The 16,895-nt window shown below is 62.8% G+C and carries 18 protein-coding genes and 1 pseudogene; 4 read left to right on the forward strand and 15 right to left on the reverse strand.

The window, feature by feature from the left end; all coding sequences use genetic code 11:
* Positions 1-31: 31 nt before the first annotated feature.
* The 5 genes from AC0L21_RS00875 to AC0L21_RS00895 form a co-directional block, all read right to left on the reverse strand.
* Positions 32-814: a 2-keto-4-pentenoate hydratase gene (locus AC0L21_RS00875; protein WP_473257054.1), complete on the reverse strand. Its 783-nt coding sequence runs from the start codon at positions 812-814 to the stop codon at positions 32-34.
* 11 nt (positions 815-825) lie between these two features.
* Positions 826-1,707 carry an alpha/beta fold hydrolase gene (locus AC0L21_RS00880; protein WP_473257055.1) on the reverse strand — a complete coding sequence of 294 codons (882 nt, stop codon included), beginning with the start codon at positions 1,705-1,707 and terminating at the stop codon, positions 826-828.
* A gap of 24 nt (positions 1,708-1,731) precedes the next feature.
* Positions 1,732-3,525 carry an FAD-dependent monooxygenase gene (locus AC0L21_RS00885; protein ID WP_473257056.1) on the reverse strand — a complete coding sequence of 598 codons (1,794 nt, stop codon included), beginning with the start codon at positions 3,523-3,525 and terminating at the stop codon, positions 1,732-1,734.
* Positions 3,526-3,588: 63 nt separating this feature from the next.
* Complete coding sequence (locus AC0L21_RS00890) at positions 3,589-4,539, reverse strand: 3-carboxyethylcatechol 2,3-dioxygenase (RefSeq protein WP_473257057.1); 951 nt, start codon at positions 4,537-4,539, stop codon at positions 3,589-3,591.
* A gap of 47 nt (positions 4,540-4,586) precedes the next feature.
* Entirely contained in the window at positions 4,587-5,804 is a 1,218-nt protein-coding gene (locus AC0L21_RS00895) for an ABC transporter substrate-binding protein (RefSeq protein WP_473257058.1), read from the reverse strand.
* A 114-nt stretch (positions 5,805-5,918) separates the two neighbouring features.
* On the opposite strand from AC0L21_RS00895, the gene AC0L21_RS00900 reads away from it, so the two are divergent.
* Positions 5,919-6,704, forward strand: a complete 786-nt coding sequence (locus AC0L21_RS00900; RefSeq protein ID WP_473257059.1) for an IclR family transcriptional regulator domain-containing protein — start codon at positions 5,919-5,921, stop codon at positions 6,702-6,704.
* Positions 6,705-6,880: 176 nt separating this feature from the next.
* On the opposite strand, the pseudogene AC0L21_RS00905 reads toward AC0L21_RS00900, so the two are convergent.
* A pseudogene (locus AC0L21_RS00905) lies at positions 6,881-7,072 on the reverse strand (GrlR family regulatory protein); the annotation flags it as partial.
* 160 nt (positions 7,073-7,232) lie between these two features.
* Positions 7,233-8,006, reverse strand: coding sequence for a hypothetical protein (locus AC0L21_RS00910; protein ID WP_473257060.1), 774 nt, complete (start codon positions 8,004-8,006; stop codon positions 7,233-7,235).
* Between the two features lie 284 nt (positions 8,007-8,290).
* Between AC0L21_RS00910 and AC0L21_RS00915 the strand changes: the two genes are divergently transcribed.
* Entirely contained in the window at positions 8,291-9,223 is a 933-nt protein-coding gene (locus AC0L21_RS00915) for a hypothetical protein (protein WP_007609500.1), read from the forward strand.
* A 23-nt stretch (positions 9,224-9,246) separates the two neighbouring features.
* Here AC0L21_RS00915 and AC0L21_RS00920 read toward each other — a convergent pair whose 3' ends face one another.
* The 6 genes from AC0L21_RS00920 to AC0L21_RS00945 all read right to left on the reverse strand — a co-directional run bounded on the left by AC0L21_RS00920 (position 9,247) and on the right by AC0L21_RS00945 (position 14,071).
* Positions 9,247-9,951, reverse strand: coding sequence for a GrlR family regulatory protein (locus tag AC0L21_RS00920; protein WP_007609499.1), 705 nt, complete (start codon positions 9,949-9,951; stop codon positions 9,247-9,249).
* A 280-nt stretch (positions 9,952-10,231) separates the two neighbouring features.
* On the reverse strand, positions 10,232-10,381 hold the full coding sequence (locus AC0L21_RS00925) for a hypothetical protein (protein ID WP_007591825.1): 150 nt from the start codon (positions 10,379-10,381) through the stop codon (positions 10,232-10,234).
* A 202-nt stretch (positions 10,382-10,583) separates the two neighbouring features.
* Positions 10,584-11,405: a tetratricopeptide repeat protein gene (locus AC0L21_RS00930; RefSeq protein ID WP_473257061.1), complete on the reverse strand. Its 822-nt coding sequence runs from the start codon at positions 11,403-11,405 to the stop codon at positions 10,584-10,586.
* 32 nt (positions 11,406-11,437) lie between these two features.
* A complete protein-coding gene (locus AC0L21_RS00935; RefSeq protein ID WP_473257062.1) occupies positions 11,438-12,121 on the reverse strand; it encodes a substrate-binding domain-containing protein in 684 nt (227 codons plus the stop codon).
* Positions 12,122-12,139: 18 nt separating this feature from the next.
* The gene (locus tag AC0L21_RS00940) at positions 12,140-12,841 is read right to left on the reverse strand and encodes a GrlR family regulatory protein (protein WP_473257064.1); all 702 of its coding nucleotides are present in this window, start codon (positions 12,839-12,841) and stop codon (positions 12,140-12,142) included.
* A gap of 195 nt (positions 12,842-13,036) precedes the next feature.
* Positions 13,037-14,071 (reverse strand): glutamine synthetase beta-grasp domain-containing protein, encoded by a 1,035-nt coding sequence (locus AC0L21_RS00945; protein WP_473250723.1) that lies wholly within the window; start codon positions 14,069-14,071, stop codon positions 13,037-13,039.
* A gap of 541 nt (positions 14,072-14,612) precedes the next feature.
* Between AC0L21_RS00945 and AC0L21_RS00950 the strand changes: the two genes are divergently transcribed.
* The gene (locus tag AC0L21_RS00950) at positions 14,613-14,813 is read left to right on the forward strand and encodes a DUF2735 domain-containing protein (RefSeq protein WP_371261365.1); all 201 of its coding nucleotides are present in this window, start codon (positions 14,613-14,615) and stop codon (positions 14,811-14,813) included.
* Positions 14,814-14,927: 114 nt separating this feature from the next.
* On the opposite strand, the gene AC0L21_RS00955 is transcribed toward AC0L21_RS00950, so the two are convergent.
* Positions 14,928-15,239 carry an MliC family protein gene (locus AC0L21_RS00955; protein ID WP_473257066.1) on the reverse strand — a complete coding sequence of 104 codons (312 nt, stop codon included), beginning with the start codon at positions 15,237-15,239 and terminating at the stop codon, positions 14,928-14,930.
* 70 nt (positions 15,240-15,309) lie between these two features.
* Between AC0L21_RS00955 and AC0L21_RS00960 the strand changes: the two genes are divergently transcribed.
* Complete coding sequence (locus tag AC0L21_RS00960) at positions 15,310-16,098, forward strand: tyrosine-protein phosphatase (protein WP_473257069.1); 789 nt, start codon at positions 15,310-15,312, stop codon at positions 16,096-16,098.
* Here the strand turns inward: AC0L21_RS00960 and AC0L21_RS00965 are convergent.
* Entirely contained in the window at positions 16,088-16,831 is a 744-nt protein-coding gene (locus AC0L21_RS00965; protein WP_473257071.1) for an SGNH/GDSL hydrolase family protein, read from the reverse strand. The two genes, AC0L21_RS00960 and AC0L21_RS00965, sit on opposite strands and share 11 nt — an antisense overlap.
* Positions 16,832-16,895: the final 64 nt, after the last annotated feature.

The following is a 16,895-nucleotide window of genomic DNA, read 5'->3' on the forward strand; positions in this document are numbered from 1 at the left end:
GAGGAGTTCACGACGCATACGGCTCGTGTGGCTAGGCGAACCGCGCCGAAACGGTCCCGAGCCCGGCGATGTTGGCCTCGAATGCGTCGCCCGGATTCACCGGCACCATCGGCCCCAGCGCTCCGGAGAGAACGACGTCGCCGGCGCGCAGCGGTCGCTTGCGGCGGGCCAGTTCGCCGGCGAGCCAGGCCATCGCGTTAAGCGGATTGCCGAGGCAGGCGGCGCCCGTCCCTTTCGAGACCACCTCGTCCTTCCTCGTCATCTGCATCTGGAGAGAGCGGAGATCCAAGCCATCCAGCCGCCGGACGGGTCCTCCAAGAACGAAGAGCCCCGACGAGGCGTTGTCGGCGATGGTATCGACGATCCCAATATCCCAATTGGTGATACGGCTGCCGACGATCTCGAGGGCGGGCATCGCATAGGCCACTGCCCGCACAACGTCGGCCACGGTCGGCGTTTCGACCTCGATCTCGCGGTCGAGTAGGAAGGCTACTTCCGCCTCGATCTTCGGCTGCAGGACGCGTCCCACCACGACAGGTTCGTCTTCTCCCACGATCATGTCGGCGAAAAGTACGCCGAAGTCGGGACGATCGACACCGAGCTGCTTCTGGACCGCACGGGAGGTCAATCCGATCTTGCTTCCGACGACGCGCCGCCCCTCGTTTTCCCAGTGCGCAGTGTTCTCCTGCTGGATCGAATAGGCCGCATCGATATCGAGCTCTGCCAGTTGCGTCCGGATAGGCGCGATAGGGGTGCCGGCGCAAGCTGCGCGGATCCGGGCGGCGAGCTCGCCGTGCTTGGTTTGCTGGTTCATCTGAACGATCCTTACTTGCCGGTCCGGAGGAATTCGATGTGGAGGCGGTTGAACTGCTCCGCGTCCTCGAACTGAGGCCAGTGGCCGCAGCGGTTCATGACGACGAATTTCGAACCCGGAATCATGTCCGCGATCTGCTTGCCTTCCTCGGGCGTGGCGGTCGGATCATGCGAGGTCCACACGACCATGGTCGGAGCCTTGATCGATCGGTACTGGTCGGCGGTGATCATGTTCGGTCGACGGATTTCCATGTCCTGCAGACACATGATCCGCTTCATCGTGTCGGCGAATCCCGGCTGCGCGTAAATCGCACGACGGGTCTCGATCAGGTCGTCCGAGACCATGCTCTTGTCGCACATCAGGAATTCAAGGCGCGTCTTGATCCGCTCCCATGAGGGATCGGAAGCAGCCTCGTTCGACAGCTTCTTCAGTCGTTCCATCACCTGCGGGTGCGCGGTCCAACCGCCGGCGGTGTTGAGGACCAGTTTCTCCACCACGGCGGGATGATGTACGGCGAGATAGGTCGCAACCCATCCACCCAGCGATTCACCGCTGATCATCGCCTTGTCCCTGCCGAGGATCTTGAGGACGGCGAGCACGTGGTCGGCGTAGTCCTTGACCTGGTAGTCGATCGCGGGCTTGTCGGTCCAACCGTGTCCCAGCATGTCGATGGCAACGAACCAGAAGCTATCGGCATGAGGGCCGAAATTCCTCGAATATGCCTCTGCATGGCCCCCGACACCGTGCAGCGCCAGGACGAGCGGCTTGGACGGGTCGCCCGACTCGATGCAGCGGGTCCGGATTCCGCCGGCGTCGATGTAGTGCTGCTTGAAGGAAGCGCCCCGCAGGTCGGCCCAGACGCTGGAGAAGTTCGCTGGTCTTGTGTCGCTCATGACTCGATCTCGTTGGTTTGTGTGTCAGGCGAAGAGCGGGGTGCCGCTGGGCCTCGATGGCGGCTGCGGCTTCTCGCGCGGGATCGCCGAAAGGTCCGAAACATCGAGGACCCTCCGTATCGCAGCGCTCAGCCGGTCCACGGCTTCTCCAGTGTCCGAAGTCCCCTCCATGTCGCGCCAGGCGACCACACCATCGGGGCGAACAAGAAGAACTCCAGCTTCGTCGATCTCGCGAATGCGCTGCCACTCGCAATAGAGGTCCTGCGCTTCGGGCGAGCCCGTCACGACGACCCGGAGAAACGGGAGGTCAAGGCGCAGTGCCGCTTCCTTCCATGCGACGCCGGCGAGGCCCGTCACGACGGCAAAGAGGCCCTTACCCGTCACGTCGAGGGTCGACACCCGCAAGCCGTCGCGATCAACGAGCCACGCATGCGGGATCTTGGCACCCGGGCGCGACGTGGGCTGATTGTAGAGGCCGCGATCTCGCCGCCATTGCTCGGGCTCGCCACCGACGTCGGGAATCACGGCCGAGGATTCGTATCGCTGGTTCATCTCGGTACCCTGGGCATTGAATTCCGTCTGCTTGAGATCAAGCGCGGCCTGCGCCGCCTTCCGGGCCGCGACGCCATCTGGGCCCGGATCGCGAAAACGCGCGATGCCGGCGGCGACCGGATTCTCGGCGCCGGGCACGCGGAAGCATGCGTTCAGCGGGGCATAGTCGAGCCGGGACTGGTTGGCGCGCAGCACGATCTGCTTTCCAACCGGCGCCCGCTCCTGTGAGTAGCTTTCCAGAAGCTTCGGACCGGCCCAACCCTTCACGGCGTACGCGAGCTTCCAACCGAGGTTGTGACTGTCCTGTACGCATGTGTTGTTGCCGAGCCCGCTCGACGGCGGATGCCGGTGGACCGCGTCGCCGCCGCAGAACACCCTACCCTTCGAATACTGGGTCACGTAGGCCTGGTTGACGTACCAGATCGAGGTTCTCACGATGTCGATGTCGACCGAAGGGTCGCCGATCAGCACCTTGATCTTCGGAATGATCGCTTCCGGCGCGAGGTCCGGCTCGCCCTTGCTGATATCGAAGCCCCAACCGGCGATCCACTGCGTCCACGGATGCACGGCCCGCAGCAGCCCCATGCCAATCTCCCCGAAGCTCGCGTCCGGAGTGACGATCCAGTTCAGGATGCTCGGCCGATGTTTGCTGTACCTGGACAGATCTGCGTTGAAGATGGTGTAGACGGTGCCGGCGCGCGCCATCTGACCTTCGATCGGAAGCCCGAGATGGTCCACCACCATGGATCGAGCGCCGTCCGCGCCGACCATGTAGCGTGCGCGAATGGTGTACTCACGCCCATCCAGGCGATCTCGCAGCGTCGCCGTTACGCCGTCCGCATCCTGCTCATGACGGACATACTCGGTGTTGAATGCGAAGGTCGCACCCTTCTCGGCCGCCTTCTGGAACAGGATGGGCTCGAGCAGCGGTTGAATGATATCGACCATTCCGCACGGACTGGCACGCAGGTAATCGCCGCGGCGATCGTCGCCGGTTCCCCACGTCCGCATCCGGATCAACTCGGAGCCGGCCAGGCTGGTCGTGAAGGTCGTGTCGCCCATCAGTTCCCAGGGGCTCGCGTACCTGGCCACGTCGTCCGCGATCCCGAGATCGCGGAAGACCTCGTTGGCCCGCTGGTTCGTGATGTGGGCTCGCGGACTGTCGGCCATCCAGTTGCCGCGTGACACGATGTGACTGCGAACGCCGCAGTTCGCGAGCGCCAGAGCGGTCGTCGAGCCCGTTGGCCCGGCGCCGATGATGAGCACGTCTGTTTCGTATGCCATTTGCCTGCTCCGCGATGCTTCCGCATTCGCGCGGTGTTTTCGTGATCAGTGAGCGCCGTCAGCCTGTTTGGCCGCCATCATCGCCATGCCGGCGATCCAGCCCGGAATGGCTTCGTAGAATTCCTGCTCCATCTTGAAGCGGCCGCCGGTCGAGAAGGCGCCGAAGGCGGCGACCCATGCGAGCACCTCGTTGGCACCGCGTCCCGCAACTTCGCGGACCTTGTCGGTGTCGAGCGCGTCGGCACGCCAGATCTGGCCGCTACGCAGGATCTCCATGAACTGCGCATCCCAATCCGGATTGAGCGGCTGGCACGGCCCCTCTCCCGCTTCTGCGAGAACGCCCGCCTCGAGCACCCGCTTCTCGCGGGCTTCCTTGGCTTCCGCGGTCGGATTTCGCCCATTAATCAGCCGCTCCCGAATCTCCGGTGGCGCGTCCTTGATCGATGGCAGCGGCGGATCGTGCGAGAGGCCCCCCGACGCGGCAAACAAGACTCGCTTGCCGGAACGCGCAGCGAACCGCCCTACCGATTCACCGATTTGCCGGGCACGGCGGTAGGTCGGAACGGGCGGCGCAGCGGCGTTGACGAAGATCGGCAGGATCGGGATCGACTTGAAGTCACCGAGCATCGCCTCCCACAGTTGAACGAAGCCGTGATCGACCGGCATGCGATAAGATACGGCCACGTCAAAGTCCTCGGCCCTCACGTGGTCGATGAGCTCGAGCGCCGTCTTCTCCGGAACATCCAGCGGTCCCGTCCCGCCTCCCCAGTCGCCCAGCGAGACTGCGCCGGCCCCGACGCAGAACGAGGGCATCAGGTCGTAGAAGAAGCCGTTGAAGTGATCGGGAGCGAACTGGATGATGTAGTCGGGTGCGAACTCCTTCACGAAGGTCCCGAGCCGTCCAAACGCGGTTCGGACGCGTTGCTCGGTTTCGTTGCTGGCCGGTCCCTTGTACATCAGAGGCGTGTGAGAAGCGCAGACGATGGCGACTGACATGTTCGGATTCCTCGCGCCGAGTTGGATGGTCGATCGATGGCTGGCGGCTACTTCTTCACCAGCGGGCACGGACTTTCGGATAGCGGGCGGTTGACGGACTCGCCGGGCAGCGTCTGAATGACGTTGTAGAGATCCCAGGCACCCTTGTTTTCGCCAGGCTTCTTGACCCGGAGCAGGTACATGTCGTGGATCATCTTGCGGTCGGCACGGATGTAGCCGTCGGCCGCGAAGAAGTCGTGCACGTGTTCCTTCTCCATCTGCTTCATGACCGTCGGGGCGTCGTCGGTACCCGTGGCCTTGACGGCCTTCAGGTAGTGCGCGACCGAGGAGTAGACGCCCGCATGGAATCCGGTCGGCATTATCTTGGCTTTGGCGAAGAAGCGTTCGGCCCAAGCGCGCGTTTCGGGCGTCCGGTCCCAGTAGAACGGCGACACTTCGTAGGCATCGTGCGCAATCTTCTGACCTACCGCGTAGACGTCCGTCAGCACCGATTGAAGCGGAACGATCTTGGCCGTTGAGCTCAGACCGAATTCGTCCGCCTGCTTCAGCGCGGTCACCGTATCGCCGCTCGACGCCGCGATCGCGATCACGTTGGCGCCGGCATTGGACGCGGTGAGTAGGAACGAAGCGAAGTCGGACGTATTCGGCGGGAACACGGAATTGCCGACCACCTGCCCGCCATTGAGCTTGACTTGCTCAGACGTATCGCGCGTCAAGGCATTGCCGTACGCCTGATCGACTGTGAGGAAGTACCATTTCGTTCCGCCGGCCTCGACCACGGACTTGGCGGCGCCTTTCGCGAGATTGTAGGTGTCGACCGTCCACTGGACCGTTAGCGGCGAGCAGGCCTTGCCGTTGAAGTCCGAGGAGGTCGAACCGGACAACAGCATGATTTTGCTCTTCTGCGCCGCCATGTTCTGCACGGCGAAGCCGATCGGGGATCCCTGCATGTCGGCGATCGCGTCCACGCCTTCGACGTCGAACCAGCGTGCGGCGATCTGCGATCCGACGTCCGGCTTGCCCTGATGGTCGGCCGAGATCACCTCGACGTTGAGGCCGGCGCCGAAGTCCTCGGCGGCCATTTCAGCCGCGATCACCGAACCCTTGCCGTTCGCCATGGCCGTGGGGCCGGCGATGTCGGTCAGGACACCGACCTTGACCTTGCCACCGCTGAGATTCGGGGGGCCGCCGGCGGTCTGCGCCGCGACCGGCGCCGCGAGAGCCAAGCACACGGCCGCAGACAAATAAAAGCTTGAATGAACCATCGTTTCCTCCCGTCGCCGCCCTTTTGGGCGTGCCGGGATGGATTGCCGCCGATTGAACTAGGATTCCATCTGAGTCTATGAAATGTTCGCAGTGCGAACACGTCTGGAGGGATCATGCACCGCAGCGTAAGGGCACTTTCCCGTGGCTTGGCGCTGATCAACGAGCTCAATGCAAGCGGCCCATCCAACGTCGTACAACTCGCAAAGCGGACAGGACTCAACCGTACCACCTGCTATCGTCTGCTCGATACGCTGCGCGAAGATGGCTACGTGACCTTTGACGAGACGAATGCCTTGTTCGGCTTGACGTCCCAAGTACGCACCTTGAGCGAAGGCGTGTCTTCACGGGATCTATCGAGCCAGGCGGCACTGCCCGCGATGTTCGGCCTCCTGGATGGCGTCTCCTGGCCAAGCGACTTCGGAGTGTTCGAACTCGGGTCGGTACTTATTCGGGAAAGCACACATCCCTTCAGTCCGTTCTCCGTTCATCGGTCCATGGTCGGACGGAGGAGATCCTTGGTGCGCAGCGCGCTTGGGAAAGCCATCTTGGCTGCCTCCGCGCCTGCTCTGCGACGAGAGATGCTGGACCTCACCGCATCACTCGTCGAGGAGGACGCGGCTTTGGCGAAAGACCGTCGTTTCATCGAGGACATTCTCTCACAGACGAAAAAGGACGGTTACGCCTCGTCCGTCGGTGGATCGGAGGCGGGCATCAGCGCGATCGCGCTGGCCATTCCGGGGGGCGGCCCCGTCCTCGGCAGCCTGAATCTGATTTTCTTCTCATCGTCGATGACGCCGGAGGCGGCCGCCAAAAAGTATCTGCCCAACATGCGGGCGGCGGTGAAGGAAATCGAGCGGCGGTGGTCCGCGGCAAACAAGGCGCGCGGAAAAGTCTCTTGACGCAGCCGCCTACGTGTTGCGCGCGAATGAAAAGGTGAGCCCTTGTCCCAAACGCCACTTCGAGGAGTGGCGAAGGATCTGCGGCCCGCGAGCGTCAAAACCACAGGAACCAATGTTCATGGCCGTGTTTCGCGCGTGAAAAGCAGATACTTGCAAGCTTATGTGTACCCGCACCTTCACGCCCGCCGCATCAGCTTGAGCGAGGCCGCCAGCCGCAGGCTGCGCTTGCCGGCAAGCGCGATGCCTTCGAGTTCGCCGCTGTCTTCCGTGCAGGTGCCGGAGAAGCCGATCCCGACCTCGTAGCCGCCGAACGAGGGGTTCTCGCCTTTCGGCGACGTTTGCGCCGGGTTCAGCATCTCAACTTTCCACGGCAATCCGCCGAGGAGTATATTGCGGTGACAGTGCACTTTGGTTCAGTCAGCACTTCGAGCGCACGAGTGTGGCTGGGATCATTGAGTGCACTGTCACCGCAAAGCAGGAACTTTCCGTCACGGATGCGCCACTCTTCCTAGCCGCACTCGCCCGAGCCTATGCCAGCCTGCCAACAGCCCCGCTTGCGGGGAAGTCCTTTTGGTAGGCCACGAACGTATCGGACGGGAACAACCAGGACGTATCGTCGTAGTTGACCCACGCCCCGCTACTGTAACGACCGCGCCCGTTCCACGCGACTTGAGCCTTGCGATTGGCGTAGTTCCGGTCCCCCTTCGGAAGCACGTTGCCGTTGGAAACGAACTTGCCGCCGGTGTCGTACGAGCCCTGGATCGCCACGATCTCGTGCACCAGCTGCCACAGCACCCACACCCGAACCATTCCGTCCGCTGGCGGACTGATCTGGACCGTTTCTGCGTACGAGCTTTCGTCGCTAGTCGTCACGGATTTCGAGAACGTCGCTGACACCTCGGCGCTCAGTGCGCTGTACGAGATGCCCAGCGATGCGGTAATCGACTGTGAGACTGTCGAGGATACCCCCTGAGTCTTCGTGACACTGATCGTCAGGGTGTTGCCCACTGGAATCCGATGGTACGACTTCCCAACGGGGCGCCAGAACTGCCGCAAGACCAGCTGGTAGACCGGCGGCCCCTTGCCGTCCCAGTAGTTCTCGATGATCGCGGTGGTGTTTGACAGATTCTCGTTCGGCTCGTCGCAGACATAGGCGCTCTTGCTCGAATTGTCGGAATTGGCCCACATGACCAAGGGCCGATCCACGCTTTGAAGCTGGACATAGGCTGACCTGTCCGGCGGCTGACTGTTCGCGTTCGCGAGTTCGGGGACGAGCGGGAAATCTGTGTTCGTATCAGGCATTTTGAAGGACTCCGTAATGGCACGCCTCATGAAAGACAATTTTAAGTAGTATTTTGTACTATCGGAAACAACACACGCACTCATTGAAGATCGCTGCCGGCCTATCGCTGCATACTGCGACGCCGCACGGGCTCGGCCGCGCCTCAGCTAAACTTCCTTGGGGCGGCCGGTGCCCGAGCAATCGCCAGAAACCTAGCGGCTTCTACTCAGGATTGAATGGAAAACATTGCGCCTATCGCTTCGCCCCTTTTATATTTTCCTCACGTCAGGATCAGGGGGCGGCTTTGGAGCAGGACGAACTTGAGCGCTTGGTTGGCGGCCGGTTGCGATTGACGCTTGATGAGATCGTGCAGCATTCTCGCCTGCCTGAGGCGCGGCACGCTTATCTGGCAAGCTTCGTGAAGGTGTACGAGGGCGAACCATTTCTGGTTCGGCTTCTCCTGGAGGCGGGGCGGTTCTTTGTCTTCCACTGTGCGGCAGTCCTCGAAGCCGCCCATGACCCTTCCCGACGCGAGACCTGGTTCACCGTCAGCGCCCTCAAACAGCAACTTGCCTTGTTCGGATACGCGAGCGACCGGCAGGTGGATCATTTGATCGCGCGGTTGCGGGAGGTCGGGTTTCTCGAATTGCGCAGAGCCCCCGACGACGGCCGGGTCCGATTGCTGGCAACCACGGACAGGCTGCGCGCGCATCACATCGAATGGCTGGTGGCTCACTATGTGCCCCTTGCCACGCTGTATCCCGGTCACGATTACGGCCCGATATTTTCGCGCGATCGGGACTTTTACGTCCTCAACTGCAGCAAATCTCCGCCCTTCAATCCTGCAGCGGCTCGCCTCATGATGACGCTGCCGGACACGATGCTGTTCTTCAGCCATGCCGCCGGGCCGCTCATCCAGAATGCGGTGCTCAAGGCTGCAATGGATGCCGGCGACCCGAGCGCGGTCGTGCCCTATATCGAGGCCACCAGCCGTTTCGGCGTCTCCCGAACCCATGTCCGCAACTTGATGATCTCCGCTGAATCAGCCGGGCTCGTCAGGATCATCGGACGCGGGGGACGCAACATCGAGATTCTTCCGCGTTTCTGGGCAAGCTATGACCGTGGCCTCGCAGTGGGGATGTACCTCACCGATGCGGTCAATCTGGTCACGACGCGTGAGTGGCTCGAGAGATCCAGCCAAATCATGCGACCCTCTGCATTGGAGAACCAGGACTAGCACGCGACGAGCTGATCGGTAGCCTACGCCCTTCGCATCAGCTTGAGCGATGCTGCCAGCCGCAAGCTACGCTTGCCAGCGAGCGCAATGCCTTCGAGCTCGCCGCTGTCTTCTGTGCAGGTGCCGGAGAAGCCGATCCCGACCTCGTAGCCGCCGAACACGGGGTTTTCGCCTTTCGCTGGCGTGTGCTCCTGATTGAGCATCTCGCCCTTCCAGCGGCCGTCAGCTGAGGAATAGGAGCCGAGGTAGTAGAAGAAAGCATCGCCGCCGAGGATGCGGCCGTCCATCAGCAGCATGACGCCGGAGAGTCCGGCATCAACGCCGTCGAGTGCGCGCAGATGAATTGCATAGAGCCCGTTCACGACCCCGCCCGGACCGATCGTCCCCTGCGGCGGCAGCCCATCGTCATCGAGCCGCGTGAGATTGGCCCAGAAACCGGCCCCCGGCATCGTGTCCGCGCTGCCCGCGAGGCGAATCTGGTTGCCGACGAGCCGGCCGCGTGCGCCGATCGAGGCGACATCAGCCCCCATCAGTGGCTTGTAGTTGGGATCGTCGTTATGCCGTTCGGTGATGACTTCGGCGATGATCTCACCGTCGCGCTCGACATAGCTTCCGAGATGCGCGAAGGCCGAATTGCCGCCCAGCAGCTTGCCGTCATGCATGCACATGATGCTGCGGCCGAAGGCATCGTTGACGCCGTATTCAACCTTGTAGAGCCCGTCCAGCAACGCAATTGACCCGGAATATCAAAAGGAAAGCACGCGCTACCTAGCACCAGCGTCGCACGAAGGCCATCGGGCTTTTTCGCGCAGGGCCATTCGCGAAGCCAAACCTGCCATGATGCCATCATGCGCCTGTTTTGCCCGACGGCGCAAGCGATTTCGGCAATTCCGTAGATGGCGATTTCACACCATTTGCGAGAGCTGAGATTTCAAGCACTTGGCTACTGTGCATGGGGTTGTTTTTCGCGTTTTTTGTTCGGGCGGTCGCGACGGCCTTCCTCAGGCGCTAGTGACGCTTGAAATACTGCACCTCGCGCTCATGCTTCTCGGCCGCCGCGCGGCTCCTGAACGTGCCGAGGTTGCGGCGCTTGCCGGTCTTGGGATTCACCTTGCGCGAATAGAGCCGATATTCGCCGGATGCGAGCTTGCGGATCATGGTTGCGCCTCCTGCTGTCGAGGATTCAACGGACCGTGTCCGAGCTGGTTCCTGACGCATTCGACCCCGTCGACACAAGCACGACGCCCGCAACAATTTCGCCTACTACTACAAGTGAGCGACAGCATGATCCGGAAAAGTGCGCAGCGGTTGTCCGAAAAGGTCATGCTCACACATGAATCCAAAGCGCGTTCATCGCGCTTTAGAAGCACAGCGTGGTGACGAGCTTGCCCTGCTTGTCCTTGATCGCATAGGGACAGCGCAGCCGCTCCAGCGCCTGCTTGGCATCCGCGTCGCCGAGCGCCGCAGCGCGCTCGTAATAGGATTTCGCGGCGTCCTTGTCCTTTGGTCCGCCGCGGCCTTCCTGCGCGAAGGCGCCCATCCGCTCCAGCGCGCCGGGATGGTTTTGCGCGGCAGCCTTCTCGAACAGCGCACGCGCCGCGGCGTCGTCCTTCGCACCACCCGTACCTTCGGAGAGCATCATGCCGAGCTGGTATTGCGCCTCGGCATTGGTCTCTGCGGCCTTGCCGAGCAATGCGCGCGCCTGTGCGGGATCGGCCGGCGCGGCACCGCCGCTGCCGCCGAGCGCGGCGAGATTGCTGATGCCGCGGGGATTGCCGGCCTGCGCCGCTTTCTCGAACAATTTGCGCGCCTGCGCTTCATCCCTGGCGACACCGGAGCCGGTGCCGTAGGCGACACCGAGCTCGACCATTGCCGCACTCGATCCCTTGTCGGCGGCCTTGCGCCAGGCGGCCATCGCGTCCGCCGTCTGCCGGTTGGCGGCATAGGCGCGGCCGAGCGCGAACATCGCGCGCCGCGATGAGGGTGCGGCCTGCTTGCAGAATTTGATGGCGGTCGCAACGTCGGAGGCCGCAATCTCCGTCACGCCCTTCATATCGGCCGGCTTGTCGGGATCGCTGGGGTCCGCGGCGACGCGGTCGCACAGGACGAGATCGGCCGATTGCGCATGCGCCGACAACGGCGCCGCAAGCGTGAGAAGGATGGCAACGAGGAAAGTCCGCATGGACGCCAAGTTGCGTCGTCGCGCCGGCAAATTCAAGGCTCGAGTCCCGATTGGCGCAGCACGGGGACGACCTCGGGTGATGCCAGATAGCGCAGCAGCCGATCCGCGGCGTCGGCATGCTCGGCGTTTGTCATCCGGCCGGCGGAGAACACGGCCGGCGTTTGCAGATCATGCGGAATCGGTCCGATCACCTCGATGCCTTCGACCTGCTTCAGTTCGCTGATCTGCTGCACGGCGAGCTCAGCCTCGCCGCTCACGAGCCGCTCCGCGGTAAAGCCCTGCTCGACGATGGTGGCTTTGGCGTTGATCTCTGCCGCGATGCCCATCTGCGCGATCAACCGGGCGAAATAGACGCCGCTCGCACCCAGCCGCGAATAGGCCACGGACCGCGCCGCGAGCAGCGCCTTGCGCAGCGCGGTTTCCGTGGCGATATCGGGATGCGCTTGCCCCACCCGCACCGCGATGCCGACGAAGGAGCGCGCGAGATCGGCCGCGTTCCCTGAGACGACGCGGCCCTCGTCGATCATCTCGTCGAGCCCTTCGCGGGTGAGGATGACGAGATCGGCGGCCTCGCCGTCGCGCAACCGCTTGAGCAGCGCCAGCGTCGGCGCGAAATCGGCGTCGATGTGGACGCCGGTTGCGGTCTCGTACGCGGAGGACAGGCTGCGCATCGCGCCCATCAGGCCGAGCGTCGAAAGCATGCGAATTTTTTCCATCAGCGATTCCTGTGGCGATCAGGCGCGGTGCATCAGCTTGAGCGCGGCGGTCAGGCGCAGGCTACGCTTGCCAGCGAGCGCCGTTGCCTCCAGCACCGCCTGCTCGGCATCATAAGTGCCGGAGAAGCCGATGCCGACCTCGTGGCCGCCGAAGATCGGATCGTCCTTGGCCGGCGTGTGCTCCTGATTCAGGATCTGGCCCTTCCAGCGCCCGTTGGCGGCGGTGTAGCTGCCGAGATAATAGAACGATGCATCGCCGCCGAGGATGCGGCCCTTGTTGAGCAGCATCACGCCGGTGAGACCGCCGTCGACGCCGTCGAGCATGCGCAGATGCACCGAGTAGAGCCCGTCGGCGATGCCGGCCTCGCCGACGCCGCCGGCGATCGGCATCTCGTCTTCGGTGATGGGTATCATCAACGACTGAAAGGGTACGCCGGGCAGCTCCTTGAGCTCGCCCTTGAAGCGATAGAGATCGCCGTCGGCCCAGCCCTTGGCAAGCAGGGTCGCGTCGTCCGTGCCCGCCATGGCGCGATAGTTCGGATCGGGGTTGTGGCGGACGGTGTTGATCACGATGTCGACGCCGCCTTCCGTCTTCGCGTAGGTGCCGATATGGGCGAAGGCCGAATTGCCGCCGAGCATCTTGCCGTTGCCGGCATGCATCACGCTTCGGCCGACGGCGTCGCCGAGCTGAAATCTCACCTTGTAGAAGCCTTCAAACACCAGCCGTCCCCGGCCCTGCGCGCACCCAGGCGCACTCTATCCCGCTTTCGGCGGCGATGGACAAGTTTCCCGCCATGAGGTCCGAGGCGGCTCCGCAAACGGCTGTCATCAGAATGAAAAATCCGCCGAAGCCTTTCGGCTTCGGCGGATCGAAGTCCAACCCGGGCCAGCCCCCCAGCCCGGGCCGGGAGGATCTTAGGCGGCGGCCTTCTTGTCGGCCGGCACGGAGGCGATCGTCTTCAGGATCTGCGAAGCGATCTGGTATGGGTCGCCCTGCGAATTCGGACGACGGTCTTCCAGATAGCCCTTGTAACCGTTGTTGACGAAGGAGTGCGGCACGCGGATCGAAGCACCACGATCGGCAATGCCGTAGCTGAACTTATTCCAGGGCGCGGTCTCGTGCTTGCCGGTCAGACGCTTGTCGTTGTCCGGGCCGTAGACGGCGATGTGGTCCATCAGGTTCTTGTCGAAGGCGGCCATCAGCGCCTCGAAGTACTCCTTGCCGCCGACCGTACGCATGTACTCGGTCGAGAAGTTGGCGTGCATGCCGGAGCCGTTCCAGTCGGTGTCGCCCAGCGGCTTGCAGTGGAACTCGATGTCGATGCCGTACTTCTCGGTCAGGCGCAGCATCAGGTAGCGGGCCATCCACATTTCGTCAGCGGCCTTCTTGGAGCCTTTGCCGAAGATCTGGAATTCCCACTGGCCCTTCGCGACTTCCGCGTTGATGCCTTCATGGTTGATGCCGGCGGCCAGGCAGAGGTCGAGATGCTCTTCGACGATCTTGCGGGCGACGTCGCCGACGTTCGAGAAGCCGACGCCGGTGTAGTACGGACCCTGGGGCGCCGGATAGCCGGAGGCCGGGAAGCCGAGCGGACGGCCGTCCTTGTAGAAGAAGTATTCCTGCTCGAAGCCGAACCAGGCGCCGGCATCGTCGAGGATGGTGGCGCGCTTGTTGGTCGAGTGCGGGGTCTTGCCGTCGGGCATCATGACTTCGCACATCACGAGCACACCGTTGGTGCGGGCGGCATCCGGGAACACCGCGACCGGCTTCAGCACGCAATCGGAGCTGTGGCCCTCAGCCTGCTGGGTGGAGGAGCCATCGAAGCCCCAGAGCGGAAGCTGCTCGAGCGTCGGGAACGACGCGAATTCCTTGATCTGAGTTTTGCCGCGCAAGTTCGGAGTCGGCGTATATCCGTCGAGCCAGATGTACTCGAGCTTATACTTGGTCATTGAGCCTCTCTGTAGATGATGCGAAAGGTGGGGGCCGCAGGCCCCCGCACGATTGTTTACCCGGCCAACATCGGCCGACCCTTTCCAAGCATTTAACGTGCCAAAAGGCCGCAGCGCGGGAGGTTTTCCACCGCGGCCGGCCTCCTCTCCCGCCCGGCGGATCGTCGACTGCGCCGTGCGTCATAGCGGCGCACCTTTGCGTGAAGCTGCACCGCAAAAATCCCGCGGAAAACGCCCGATTCTGGAGCAGGCGGGCCCCGGCCTGAGGTTGCCGACTAAACGCGCATCAACGTCCGGCAATATTCGCCAAGTCTGTGCCCCGTCGCCCGCAACCTTCGCAATGGCCCACGCGTTAGCCACCCGACCGCTGCCTTGGAGGAAGCAGAATGCACCCTGCCTACAAAATAGGCCAAGGCTGATTTCCTTTTCAGCACTTTGCATTTCGGAATGCACGGCCGATATGGGGATTCCAGTAACCACAAGCCAACGAGTCGGGCGCACCATGGAGGCCAGCGCTGCGATCTCGGGAGATACCGCAATGATGAACAATGGACTGAGTCACGGATCTGCACAGATCTACCAATTCCCTGTCGGGGGCCGCTCCGCTCTCGGGGGGCGCCGCAACGGTGAGACCCGCCTTCCCGCCAACCACGCCTCGCTCCCCGTGAACGAGACGATTTGCAGCGGCAGCTGGTACCATCAGGAAGCAGTCGATGAAGCCAAGCCGAAATGGGATCGCTGATGCCTGCGTTCGGCTCAATACCGCCGCGCCCTCTCAAGCGTCCGGCGTCAGTTTGAAAAAGGGTCGAAACAACGAAGTTTCGGCCCTTTTTGATTTTTGTGGAAATGCCGCCGTTCAGATCCCCGCGCAGGCCGTGACCGGCCGCTTCAGATGCTTGACCGTGGTGCTGCCGGTCTTGCCGATCACAAGCGTGATGCCCGCCCCCGAATAGCGCGCGCCGGAGACCGTCAGCCGCTTCGCAAGCGTGACAGGCTCGCCGTCGATCTGGAGGAAGGCGCGCTTGTCGGCGTCATAAAACCCAACGATGAACTGCGTACCATCGGCGCAGTGGTAGGTCCGGAACGTCTGCGCATCGGCCTGCCGCGCTCCGATCACTCCGCCCGCCAGCATGGCTACCGTCAAAAGAATGGCCTTGTGCCGGCCCATGATCGCCCCCTGTAATAGATTCAAGGACGCCCGTTGTGCGTCCAATGGAACCATAACCCAAACTGATCTCATGCAAGACAAGTCCCTGCAAGACTCCTCCGGACAAGACTCCTCGGTACAGGGCTCCCCTGCCCGCCATCTCGCCCTGCAGGGCGCCAGCAATTTTCGCGACCTCGGCGGCTATCCGACCGCAGATGGCCGGACCACGCGCTGGCGGCACATCTTCCGCTCCAACCATCTCGGCCAGCTCACTGCTGCCGATGTCGAGATCGTCCGCGCGCTGGGTGTGCGCAGCGCCTTCGATTTTCGCGGCGTCGAGGAGCGCGCGGCGGGCGTCTGCGTGATCAACGAGATCGCCGTGCATTCGCTGCCGATCGAGCCGACGGTCGTGGCCGCGCTGCGCGCCGAGCTCGCCAGAGGCAGGCTGACCGCGCCGGTCGCGCTCGAACTCATGCGCGAATCCTATCGCAACTATGTCCGCCACAACACGGCCAGTTTCCGCAACCTGTTCGGTCATGTCCTGGAGGACCGCGCGCCGCTCGTCATTCACTGCACCGCCGGCAAGGACCGCACCGGCTTTGCCAGCGCGCTGATCCTGCATGCGCTCGGCGTGCCGGATGACGTCATTGCCGAGGACTATCTGCTGACCAACCAGCACTACAAGCGCGACGCGACGGCGGCCACCGATCTGCCCGAGGACGTACGCAATGCCATCGGTAGCGTAGAGGCGTCGTACCTTGCCGCGGCTTTCGAAGCTGTCGGCGCCGAATATGGCGATCTCGAAACCTATTTGCGGGACGGGCTCAAGCTCGGCGCGGCCGAGCGGACGGCGCTCAAAGAACGCTATCTCACGTCGTAATCATACACGGGCATCTCTGTGTTGCACCCGTCGCCGTTAGGATCGCCGAACGCAGAGCCCGCGCGACTTGCATGGTGCTCCAGTCGCTCTGGTGCAGCTTCAACTCGTCGTCCGGCGCGAGCAGTTGCTCGAGCGAGGCGTTGTTGTGCTCGTTCCAGTGCCGCATCAGGGCCCAGCGCTGGAACAAATTGACTTTGGCCTCTTGCGCGGCGGCCCGGATCGCCGAGACCATCTTCTCCGAGAGCTTGGCATTGTCGCCGAGCATGGCCGTGACGTATTGCGGGTTGATGAGAATGACATCTGTGGCCGGATGATCGCGCAGGCGGGCCAATCCCTCGGCGATCTTAGCCAACACTTTATCGAAGTCGAATTCGTTGCTGCGAAACACGGCGTTGGTTCCGACCTGCCAGAGCACCAGCGAAGGATTGTCGGCAAAGATGTCATCGTTGAACCGAGCCACTTCTTGCGGCGCCTCTTCGCCGCCCTTGCCACGGTTGAGCACATCTATCCGGATGTCCCGATGGGGATCGTCATCCTTGTAGTGCTTTCTCAAATACAGCTCGAGCCGCGCTGGATATGCAACCACGTTGCCAAGTCCGGCCGTCGAGGACGACCCCATCGCCACGATGCGCACGGGCCCCCTTCCGCCCAATGCTTTCCTGAAGTTCGGCAGCGGATACTGCAAGTCAACGATCGCAGCAGGAAACTCGAGGGTCGGCAAATTGTCGCCCATGAAACAGCCTCCTCCACTATCTGAAGTTGCATCTATAGCCCAATTTGGAACCGGCCGCCATTGC

Source organism: Bradyrhizobium sp. WSM4873 (assembly GCF_055811355.1).

Bases quoted from the DNA above. Each gene is read 5' to 3' on its own strand.
- AC0L21_RS00875 (WP_473257054.1), bottom strand. From the start codon at position 814: ATGAACCAGCAAACCAAGCACGGCGAGCTCGCCGCCCGGATCCGCGCA.
- AC0L21_RS00880 (WP_473257055.1), bottom strand. From the start codon at position 1,707: ATGAGCGACACAAGACCAGCGAACTTCTCCAGCGTCTGGGCCGACCTG.
- AC0L21_RS00890 (WP_473257057.1), bottom strand. From the start codon at position 4,539: ATGTCAGTCGCCATCGTCTGCGCTTCTCACACGCCTCTGATGTACAAG.
- AC0L21_RS00895 (WP_473257058.1), bottom strand. From the start codon at position 5,804: ATGGTTCATTCAAGCTTTTATTTGTCTGCGGCCGTGTGCTTGGCTCTC.
- AC0L21_RS00900 (WP_473257059.1), top strand. From the start codon at position 5,919: ATGCACCGCAGCGTAAGGGCACTTTCCCGTGGCTTGGCGCTGATCAAC.
- AC0L21_RS00910 (WP_473257060.1), bottom strand. From the start codon at position 8,006: ATGCCTGATACGAACACAGATTTCCCGCTCGTCCCCGAACTCGCGAAC.
- AC0L21_RS00925 (WP_007591825.1), bottom strand. From the start codon at position 10,381: ATGATCCGCAAGCTCGCATCCGGCGAATATCGGCTCTATTCGCGCAAG.
- AC0L21_RS00930 (WP_473257061.1), bottom strand. From the start codon at position 11,405: ATGCGGACTTTCCTCGTTGCCATCCTTCTCACGCTTGCGGCGCCGTTG.
- AC0L21_RS00935 (WP_473257062.1), bottom strand. From the start codon at position 12,121: ATGGAAAAAATTCGCATGCTTTCGACGCTCGGCCTGATGGGCGCGATG.
- AC0L21_RS00945 (WP_473250723.1), bottom strand. From the start codon at position 14,071: ATGACCAAGTATAAGCTCGAGTACATCTGGCTCGACGGATATACGCCG.
- AC0L21_RS00950 (WP_371261365.1), top strand. From the start codon at position 14,613: ATGAACAATGGACTGAGTCACGGATCTGCACAGATCTACCAATTCCCT.
- AC0L21_RS00955 (WP_473257066.1), bottom strand. From the start codon at position 15,239: ATGGGCCGGCACAAGGCCATTCTTTTGACGGTAGCCATGCTGGCGGGC.
- AC0L21_RS00960 (WP_473257069.1), top strand. From the start codon at position 15,310: ATGCAAGACAAGTCCCTGCAAGACTCCTCCGGACAAGACTCCTCGGTA.
- AC0L21_RS00965 (WP_473257071.1), bottom strand. From the start codon at position 16,831: ATGGGCGACAATTTGCCGACCCTCGAGTTTCCTGCTGCGATCGTTGAC.